This window comes from Pseudomonas sp. PS01300 (assembly GCF_029960155.1).
Taxonomy (GTDB): Bacteria; Pseudomonadota; Gammaproteobacteria; order Pseudomonadales; family Pseudomonadaceae; genus Aquipseudomonas; species Aquipseudomonas palmensis.
Genome location: NZ_JASCPN010000112.1, coordinates 1 through 7,219, shown reverse-complemented (window position 1 = coordinate 7,219; position 7,219 = coordinate 1). Strand labels below are relative to the sequence as shown.

Annotated in this window: 6 protein-coding genes; 1 reads left to right on the top strand and 5 read right to left on the bottom strand. The window is 62.2% G+C overall.

All coding sequences use genetic code 11. The features are described from left to right. Positions 1-73: 73 nt before the first annotated feature. The 5 genes from QMX96_RS26205 to arcD (QMX96_RS26185) form a co-directional block, all read right to left on the bottom strand. Positions 74-433 carry a DUF5064 family protein gene (locus QMX96_RS26205; RefSeq protein ID WP_043862426.1) on the bottom strand — a complete coding sequence of 120 codons (360 nt, stop codon included), beginning with the start codon at positions 431-433 and terminating at the stop codon, positions 74-76. 54 nt (positions 434-487) lie between these two features. Continuing rightward, positions 488-1,417, bottom strand: coding sequence for a carbamate kinase (gene arcC, locus QMX96_RS26200; protein ID WP_043862425.1), 930 nt, complete (start codon positions 1,415-1,417; stop codon positions 488-490). Between the two features lie 52 nt (positions 1,418-1,469). Next, positions 1,470-2,480, bottom strand: coding sequence for an ornithine carbamoyltransferase (locus tag QMX96_RS26195; protein WP_043862424.1), 1,011 nt, complete (start codon positions 2,478-2,480; stop codon positions 1,470-1,472). A gap of 82 nt (positions 2,481-2,562) precedes the next feature. After that, positions 2,563-3,819: an arginine deiminase gene (gene arcA, locus QMX96_RS26190; RefSeq protein ID WP_116052963.1), complete on the bottom strand. Its 1,257-nt coding sequence runs from the start codon at positions 3,817-3,819 to the stop codon at positions 2,563-2,565. A gap of 33 nt (positions 3,820-3,852) precedes the next feature. Next, positions 3,853-5,280 carry an arginine-ornithine antiporter gene (arcD, locus tag QMX96_RS26185; protein WP_054915088.1) on the bottom strand — a complete coding sequence of 476 codons (1,428 nt, stop codon included), beginning with the start codon at positions 5,278-5,280 and terminating at the stop codon, positions 3,853-3,855. A 441-nt stretch (positions 5,281-5,721) separates the two neighbouring features. On the opposite strand from arcD (QMX96_RS26185), the gene arcD (QMX96_RS26180) reads away from it, so the two are divergent. Beyond that, a complete protein-coding gene (gene arcD, locus QMX96_RS26180; RefSeq protein WP_054915087.1) occupies positions 5,722-7,149 on the top strand; it encodes an arginine-ornithine antiporter in 1,428 nt (475 codons plus the stop codon). Positions 7,150-7,219 lie beyond the last annotated feature (70 nt).

The following is a 7,219-nucleotide window of genomic DNA, read 5'->3' as shown; positions in this document are numbered from 1 at the left end:
GGTCAAGCCCGCTCCCACAGGCGCAGGTGATTTTTGTGGGAGCGGGCTTGACCCGCGATGAGGTCGTGGTGAGCTAGCCCAGGTGCTCGGGCTTGACCGGGTCGCCCGATTTCACATCGAGCTGTGCGCGCACATCCTCGAACATCATGTCGTAGATCTTGTGCAGCGAGCTGATGCTGGCGGTTTTGGGCATGCCGTACTTCTGCGCGATGATCGAGGCCTGCCGCGCGAAGTCGAAGGCCTGGTCCTTGGGCATGAAGAAGGTTTCGTCCATCGGCTTGTCCTCGATGGTGCCATGCATGCGAAAACTCATGCCTTTGCCTTCCTTGGGATCCTGCTCAACCTTGTAGTCGATGCACAGGTTGTAGCTGTAATCGGCCTTGTTCAGCGCATGGCGCTCGATGTGCAGATGACCGGGTTCGAATATGGCCATGGCGGCTCCTCTGGAAGGTTGAAACGGGCGGACCTGCAGATCCGCCCAACTGCATCAACGGTAGTCGATACCCGGCTTGGACGTACTCACCCGAGTGCCGGCAGTGCCCTTGACGATGTCTTCGATATCGGCCAGCGAGCCGATAACCGCTACTTTGCCGGTGTGCCGGGCAAAGTCGCAAGCGGCCTGCACCTTCGGCCCCATGGAGCCTGCGGCAAAGCCCAGGCGCTCCAGTTCGTCCGGGTGGGCCTGGGCGATGGCTTTCTGGGTCGGCTTGTTGAAGTCGACATACGCCGCGTTCACGTCCGTGGCAATCACCAGCAGGTCGGCGTCCAGCTGTTCGGCCAGCAGCGACGAGCACAGGTCCTTGTCGATCACCGCCTCGATGCCCTGCAGCTTGCCGTTCTCACCATACATGGTGGGGATGCCGCCACCCCCGGCACAGATCACGATACTGCTCTTTTCCAGCAGCCACTTGATCGGGCGGATCTCGAAGATGCGCTTGGGTTTGGGGCTGGCCACCACGCGGCGGAACTTGTCGCCGTCGGCCTTGACCACCCAGCCTTTTTCCTTGGCCAGGCGCTCGGCTTCTTCCTTGCCGTAAACCGGGCCGATGAACTTGGTCGGGTCCTTGAAGGCAGGGTCGTTGGCGTCCACTTCCACCTGGGTCAGCAGGGTGGCGAAGGGCACCTCGAAATCCAGCAGGTTGCCCAGCTCCTGTTCGATGATGTAGCCGATCATGCCTTCGGTTTCGGCACCGAGCACGTCCAGCGGGTAGGCTTCGTCGGGTTTGTAGGATTGCGCCTGAAGCGACAGCAGGCCGACCTGCGGGCCGTTGCCGTGGGCGATGACCAGTTCGTTGCCGGGGTGGATCTTGGCGATCTGTTCGGCGGCGATACGGATGTTGGCGCGCTGATTGTCGGCGGTAAGGGGCTCGCCGCGGCGCAGCAGGGCGTTGCCGCCCAATGCAACAACGATACGCATGATGATGTCCTTTCTAGGGTGCAGGAGCCGGCAGCGCCGGCTCCCGGCGGGGTTACAGGTCGGCCAGGGTCGACACCAGGATCGCCTTGATCGTGTGCATGCGGTTTTCCGCCTGCTCGAAGGCGATGCAGGCCGGCGACTCGAACACGTCATCGGTCACTTCGATGCCGTTGGCCAGGTGCGGGTACTGCTCGGCGATCTGCTTGCCGACCTTGGTGTCGGAGTTGTGGAACGCCGGCAGGCAGTGCATGAACTTGGTGCGTGGGTTGCCGGTGGCCTTCATCAGCTCGGCGTTGACCTGGTATGGCAGCAGTTGCTTGATGCGTTCGCCCCAGGCTTCGACCGGCTCGCCCATCGATACCCACACGTCGGTGTGGATGAAGTCCACGCCCTTGACCGCAGCTTTCGGGTCTTCGGTGAGGGTGATGCGGGCACCGCTTTCCTCTGCGTACTGTTTGCAGCGTGCCACCAGGTCGTCATGCGGCCACAGGGCCTTGGGCGCACAGATACGCACGTCCATGCCCAGCTTGGAGCCGACCAGCAGCAGCGAGTTGCCCATGTTGTTGCGCGCATCGCCCAGGTAGGCGTAGCTGATGTCGTGGATCGGCTTGTCGGCATGCTCGCGCATGGTCAGCACGTCGGCGATCATCTGGGTGGGGTGGTATTCGTCGGTGAGGCCGTTGAACACCGGTACGCCGGCGAACTTGGCCAGTTCCTCGACCACTTCCTGCTTGAAGCCACGGTACTCGATGGCATCGTACATGCGCCCGAGCACGCGGGCGGTGTCCTTCATGCTCTCCTTGTGGCCGATCTGCGAGGAGTTGGGGTCGATATAGGTGACGTTGGCGCCCTGGTCATAGGCGGCCACTTCGAAGGCGCAACGGGTGCGGGTCGAGGTCTTCTCGAAAATCAGCGCAATGTTGTTGCCCTTGAGGTGCTGCTGCTCGGTGCCGGTGTACTTGGCACGCTTGAGGTCACGGGACAGGTCCAGCAGGTAGCGCAGCTCGCGCGGGGTGTGGTGTTCCAGGCTCAGCAGGCTGCGGTTGTGGATGTTGAACGCCATGATGTTGCTCCTGTTCTTTTAGAACGCAAAGGGCTGATCGGCCCGGCCGGCGCCTTGTGGGCGCGGCCGGACGATGGTCGTTTTAGTAGTCGATTGGGTCGCGCACGATCGGGCAGGTCATGCAGTGGCCGCCCCCACGTCCGCGGCCCAGTTCGCCGGCACTGATGGTGATGACCTCGACACCGGCCTTGCGCAGCAGGGTGTTGGTGTAGGTGTTGCGGTCGTAGCCGATGACCACGCCCGGCTCCACGGCCACCACGTTGTTGCCGTCGTCCCACTGCTCGCGTTCGGCGGCGAAGCTGTTGCCACCGGTTTCAACCACGCGCAGCTTGGGCAGCTTGAGGGCCTTGGCCACCACATCGAGGAAGCTGGCTTCTTCGCGGCGGATGTCGATGCCGCCCTGCTTGCCTTCGTCGGGTTGCAGGGTGAAGGCGACGATCTGGTTCACCACTTCGGGGAAGATCGTGACCAGGTCGCGGTCGCAGAAGCTGAACACGGTGTCCAGGTGCATCGCAGCGCGGGACTTCGGCAGCCCGGCCACGATCACGCGTTCCACGGCCTTGTTCTTGAACAGGTTCAGCGCCAGTTGGCCGATGGCCTGACGCGACGTGCGTTCGCCCATGCCGATCAGTACCACGCCGTTGCCGATAGGCATCACGTCGCCGCCTTCGAGGGTGGAGTTGCCGTGGTCCTTGTCCGGGTCGCCGTACCAGATCTCGAAATCGGCATTGGTGAACTGCGGGTGGAACTTGTAGATGGCGGTGGTCAGCAGGGTCTCCTGGCGACGCGCCGGCCAGTACATCGGGTTCAGCGTCACGCCGCCGTAGATCCAGCAGGTGGTGTCGCGGGTGAACTGGGTGTTGGGCAGCGGCGGCAGGATGAAGCTGGAGTGGCCCAGGAAGTCGCGGAACATCTGGATGGTCTTGCCACCGAAGCTGTCGGGCAGGTCATCGGCCGAGACGCCGCCGATCAGGTACTCGGCGATGTGTCGCGGCTCCAGGCTGCGCAGCCAGGATTTCACTTCGTTGATCAGGCCCAGGCCCACCGAGTCGGCGGTGACCTTGCGCTCCAGAATCCAGTCCAGTGCTTCGGGCATCGCGACAATGTCGGTCAGCAGGTTGTGCATTTCCAGTACTTCGATGCCGCGCTCGCGCATCTTGGTCACGAAGTCGAAGTGGTCGCGCTTGGCCTGGGCGACCCAGAGTACGTCGTCGAACAGCAGTTCGTCGCAGTTGTTCGGGGTCAGGCGCTGGTGGGCCAGGCCTGGGGAGCAAACCATCACTTTGCGCAGTTTGCCGGCTTCGGAATGTACGCCGTACTTAGCTTTTTCCGTGGACATGGTTCATTTCCTCCAAGTTGCGAATACGGGGGGTTACAGAGTCAGGAAGCCGTCGTACAGGCCATAGGCCGCCACCAGGGCGCCAATGACTACGGCGGCGAAGATCAGCTTCTCCACGTTGGTAAAGATCGGTTGGCCCACCTCGCGCTTGGCCTTGGCGAACAGCACCACGCCAGGGGCATACAGCAGGGCCGAGAGCAGCAGGTACTTGACGCCACCGGCGTACAGCAGCCAGATGGCATAGAGCAGTGCGATACCGCCGATGATCAGGTCTTTCTTGCGTTCGGCCAGGGCCTGTTCATAGGTTTCGCTGCGCAGTGCCAGCAGGAACGCATAGGCCGCCGACCACAGGTAGGGCACCAGGATCATCGAGGTGGCGAGGTAGATCAGCGACAGGTAGGTACTGGCCGAGAACAGCGTGATGACCAGGAAGATCTGCACCATGGCGTTGGTCAGCCACAGGGCGTTGGCCGGCACGTGGTTGGCGTTCTCGCGGCGCAGGAACTCCGGCATGGTGTGGTCCTTGGCTGCGGCGAACATGATCTCGGCGCACAGCAGTACCCACGACAGCAGGGCCCCCAGCAGCGAGACGATCAGGCCGACGCTGATCAGCACCGCGCCCCAGTGACCGACCACGTGCTCGAGCACGGCGGCCATCGACGGGTTCTGCAGCTTGGCCAGTTCCGGTTGGGTCATGATGCCCAGCGACAGCACGTTCACCAGTACCAGGAACAGCAGCACGGTGATGAAGCCGATCACGGTGGCCTTGCCCACGTCGGAGCGTTTTTCGGCGCGGGCCGAGAAGATGCTGGCGCCCTCGATGCCGATGAACACCCACACGGTGACCAGCATCATGTTGCGCACCTGGTTCATCACGCTGCCCAGGTCCGGGTTCATCGTGCCCCAGATGTCGGCGGTGAAGATGTCCAGCTTGAACGCGAACAGGGCAATCAGGATGAACAGCGCCAGTGGCACGACCTTGGCCACGGTGGTGACCAGGTTGATGAACGCCGCTTCCTTGATGCCGCGCAGCACCAGAAAGTGCACTGCCCACAGCAGGATCGAGGCACCGATGATCGCCGCCGGGGTGTTGCCTTCGCCGAAGATCGGGAAGAAGTAGCCCAGGGTGCTGAACAGCAGTACGAAGTAGCCCACGTTGCCCAGCCAGGCACTGATCCAGTAGCCCCAGGCGGACGAAAAGCCCATGTAGTCGCCAAAGCCGGCCTTGGCGTAGGCGTATACGCCGCCGTCCAGGTCAGGTTTGCGATTGGCCAGGGTCTGGAACACGAAGGCCAGGGTCAGCATGCCGATGGCGGTGATGCCCCAGCCGATCAGCACGGCGCCGACATCGGCGCTGGCGGCCATGTTCTGCGGCAGCGAGAAGATACCGCCGCCGATCATGGAACCCACTACAAGTGCGACTAACGCACCCAGTCGTAGTTTTCCGGGAGTGTCTGACATTGGATAACTCCATTCCAGGAGAAGAGAGATGCCAGAATAAATCCAGCAAGCGTGACGAGAGCTGATTCAGGTCAGTTCATTGATACATTCCATTGTTGTTGAAGGACTTGAAGCGCTGCAGCCGGCGCCTCGCCGACACCCCGCAAGCCTTGTGCAATGGCACCTCCAGCCTTTTTCTAGAGCATTCGCTCTGAATGGCTGCGAGATTTGAAGCTAGTCGCTTTTACGGGTTTAGCAAATTTTTGACGAGAAAAGATCTTGTTTGCTTGATGAAGTAGATGGGGTACGCAAAACTCACTGTTTAGTTCGCCTCGGCATAGACGTACTAGTTATGAAGGTTATAGTTTTGAAGACAATCCACTATAAACGTCAGGGCTGTGCTTATATTTAGGCCTAGTGTGTAACAGCACCATGACAACGCGGGACGAAAAGGGGAACTGCATGTCCGAACCAGGACAGAAACTGCGCTTGGGTGCGCTCGTCGCGCTGGTGGTGGGCTCGATGATCGGTGGCGGTATCTTCTCGCTGCCGCAGAACATGGCCGCCCGGGCCGATGTCGGCGCCGTGCTGATCGGCTGGGGCATCACCGCCGTGGGCATGCTGGCGCTGGCGTTCGTGTTCCAGACCCTGGCCAACCGCAAGCCCGAGCTCGATTCGGGTGTATATGCCTATGCCAAGGCCGGGTTTGGCGAGTACATGGGCTTTTCGTCGGCCTGGGGGTACTGGATCAGCGCCTGGCTGGGCAACGTGGGCTACTTCGTGCTGCTGTTCAGCACCCTGGGCTTCTACTTTCCGGTGTTCGGGGAGGGCAACACGCCGATCGCCATCGCCTGCGCTTCGCTATTGCTGTGGGCGGTGCACTTTCTGGTACTGCGCGGCATCAAGGAGGCGGCGTTCATCAACCTGGTGACCACCGTGGCCAAGGTGGTGCCGCTGGTGATGTTCATCGTGATCGCGGCGGTGGCGTTTCGTGCCGATATCTTCACCCGCGACATCTGGGGGCTGAGCAACCCCAAGTTCGGCGGGGTGCTGGACCAGGTGCGCAACATGATGCTGGTGACCGTGTTCGTGTTCATCGGCATCGAGGGCGCCAGCGTGTATTCGGCCCGTGCCGAAAGGCGTTCGGACGTGGGCAAGGCCACGGTGATCGGCTTTCTCGGGGTGCTGGCGCTGCTGGTGCTGGTCAACGTGCTGTCGCTGGGGGTGATGACCCAGCCGGAGCTTGCCGGCTTGCAGAACCCGTCACTGGCCTCGGTGATGGAGCATATCGTCGGGCCCTGGGGCGGGCTGCTGATCAGCCTGGGGCTGGCGGTGTCGCTGCTGGGGGCGCTGCTGTCGTGGGCGTTGCTGTGTGCCGAGATCCTGTTCGCCACCGCCCGCGACAAGACCATGCCGCGGTTTCTGACCCGCGAGAATGCCAACCATGTGCCGGTCAATGCGCTGTGGATGACCAACTGCATGATCCAGCTGTTCCTGCTGATCACGCTGTTCTCTGCGGGCACCTACACCAGCCTGATCTACCTGGCGTCATCGATGATCCTGGTGCCGTACCTGTGGTCGGCGGCCTATGCGTTTCTGCTGGCACTGCGCGGGGAAACCTATGAGCGCCACCCCGGGGCGCGGCGCAAGGACCTGCTGGTGGCCGGGGTGGCGCTGGTGTATGCGATCTGGCTGCTTTACGCCGGGGGGCTGAAGTACCTGCTGCTGTCGGCGCTGCTGTACGCGCCGGGGGTGATCCTGTTCTACCGCGCCAAGCACGAGCAGGGGCAGCCGCTGTTCACCGGGTGGGAGAAGCTGATTTTCGCGGCGGTGCTGGTGGGGGCGGGGGTGGCGGCGTATGCGTTGTATGCGGGGTGGTTGACGCTTTAGAGCGGTGTCGAGGTGTTCGCCGGCAAGGCCGGCTCCTACAGGTTGGTGCGACCTTCTGTAGGAGCCGGCC